This window comes from Actinoplanes sp. NPDC051633, assembly GCF_040681735.1.
In the GTDB taxonomy this organism is placed as follows: domain Bacteria; phylum Actinomycetota; class Actinomycetes; order Mycobacteriales; family Micromonosporaceae; genus Actinoplanes.
Map to the genome: position 1 here is coordinate 1 of NZ_JBFAZH010001228.1, position 2,232 is coordinate 2,232.

The 2,232-nt window shown below is 73.8% G+C and carries 3 protein-coding genes; 1 reads left to right on the forward strand and 2 read right to left on the reverse strand.

Annotation, left to right across the window (positions count from 1 at the left end):
- On the reverse strand, positions 1-277 hold a 277-nt coding region (locus AB0M20_RS39340; protein WP_364306128.1), incomplete at its 3' end, for a response regulator.
- Between the two features lie 74 nt (positions 278-351).
- Complete coding sequence (locus AB0M20_RS39345; RefSeq protein ID WP_364306130.1) at positions 352-1,365, reverse strand: PD-(D/E)XK nuclease family protein; 1,014 nt, start codon at positions 1,363-1,365, stop codon at positions 352-354.
- Positions 1,366-1,498: 133 nt separating this feature from the next.
- Between AB0M20_RS39345 and AB0M20_RS39350 the strand changes: the two genes are divergently transcribed.
- Positions 1,499-2,232 (forward strand): site-2 protease family protein (locus AB0M20_RS39350; protein WP_364306132.1); only part of this gene is annotated, 734 nt, incomplete at its 3' end.

A 2,232-nucleotide genomic window follows, 5' to 3' on the forward strand; every position in this document is an offset into this window, starting at 1 on the left:
CGTCGCCGTCGTCGTCGGCCAGCACCAGCACCCGCACGGGCAGCCCGGCGCCGCGGATCGCCCGGGCCGCCTCGATCCCGCTGACCCGCGCCAGCGCCGCGTCGAGCACCACGACGTCGGGCACCAAGCGGCGCGCCAGGTCGACCGCGGCGGCGCCGTCGAACCCCTCACCCACCACCGTGAAGCCCGCGCCGCTGCCGGTCGGATCGCCGGCGGTCAGCGTCGCCCTCAGCCCGGCGCGGTGCAGCGGCGAACCGTCCACCAGCACGACCCGCACGTGCTCAGCCTAGTCGTGCGGCCGGGAGGAGCTGGTCCCGCAACGGTGAGGCCTCCGGCCACCCCCGCGCTGGGTCAGGCGTCGGCGTCCAGCAGGTCCTCCGGGGACGGGTCCGGGTCGGGGGCCCGCTCCGGGAAGGGTGGCGGCGTGCCGCCGAACTCCGGGCAGAACGCCTGGTGGCTGCACCAGCCGCACAGGCGGCTCGGCTTGGGCGGGAAGTGCTTCTCCCGTTTCGCCCGCTCGATCGCCTCCGACAGCGCGACCAGCGTGCGCTCGAAGCGCTCCAGCTCCTCGGCATCCGGGCTGTAGTCGCAGATCTCCTGATCCCTCAGGTAGAGCAACCGCAGCACCCGGGGCACCACCCCACGGGTGCGCCACAGCACCAGCGCGTAGAACTTCAACTGGAACAACGCCCGGCCCTCGAACGCCTCGCGCGGCGCCCCGCCGGTCTTGTAGTCGACCACCCGCAGGTCGCCGGCCGGTGAGACGTCGAGGCGGTCGATGTAGCCGCGGATCAGCAACTGCTCATCCACCAGCGTGGACACCAGCGCCTCGCGCTCGGCCGGCTCCAGCCGCATCGGATCCTCGACCGCGAAATAGCCCTGGAGCAGCCCACGCGTGCTCTCGAAGAACGCCGCCAACCGGCCCGGCTCGTCGAGCGGCATGCCGTCCAGCATCGGCGTCTCGACGGCGGGACCGGTGGGTAGCGCGTCGGCGATCACCGGGTCGAGCGCGGCCGGGCCGGCCGCCGCCGGCGTGAAGAGGGTGGTCAGGGCCGGCTCGGCGGTGACCAGGCGCTGCCACTCCGGCGCCACCAGCTCGGCCGCGGCGGCCGGGGTGCGCTCGGCCGGCGGCAGGTCGAACAGCCGCTCCAGCACCGCGTGCACCAGAGTGCCCCGCAGCTGGTCGGGGCTCGGGGTCTCGGGCAGCCGGTCGATCGTGCGGAACCGGAACAGCAGCGGGCAGGTCTTGAAGTCGGCGGCCCGCGACGGCGACAAGGAAGGTCCGGCGTGCCGCTGACCGTCCGACTGCCCATCAGGCTGGGCGACGTCGGGCTCGGCCGGCTGCGCAGGCGTGGTCACCGTCATGAGCAAAGGCTATCGGCGGGGTACGACAGAACAGCTCGAAGGTGGACCGGCGGTGGATCGGCGGGTCGTCCGTACCATCGTCAGGGTGGACCCGACCGCAGAGCCGCCGCCGAGCCGGGCCCGGGCCGGCCGCATGGTCGGGCGGGTGCTCGGCATCCCGCTCTACCTGAACACCTCGATGATCGTGCTGGCCGTGCTGGTCACCGTGGTCTACGGCGGGTATGTGCAGAGCTCGCTCGAGCTGCCGGCGCCGGTCAGCTACCTGATCGGGTTCGGCTTCGTGGTGTGCCTGCTGGCCTCGGTGCTGCTGCACGAGCTCGGCCACGCCCTGACCGCCCGGCGGTTCCGGATCGGCGTCCGCGGCATCACCATCGAGCTGCTCGGCGGATACACCGAGATGGACCGCGACGCGCCCACTCCCCGGGTGGACGCGCTGGTCGCCCTGGCCGGGCCGGCGGTGTCGCTGGTGCTGGGCGGGCTGGCGGCCGCGGCCGCGTACGCGCTGCCCGGCGACACGGTGACCGGCCAGATCGCCTTCCAGATCGCCGCCAGCAACATCCTCGTCGCGTTCTTCAACACCCTGCCCGGCCTGCCGCTGGACGGCGGCCGGGCCCTGCGCGCGCTGATCTGGGCGATCGTCAAGGACCGCACCCGGGCCACCGTGGTGGCCGGCTGGGCGGGCCGGGTGATCGCTCTCGGCACCGCCGCGGCCGTCCTGCTCCTCTACCGGTCCGGCCGGCTCACCCTGTTCGGGATGGTGTTCGTGCTGCTGGTGGTGGTCACCCTGTGGCAGGGCGCCGGCCAGTCGATCCGGCTGGCCCGGATGACCAGCCGCTTCCCGCTGGTCGACCTGGGCCGGCTGACCCG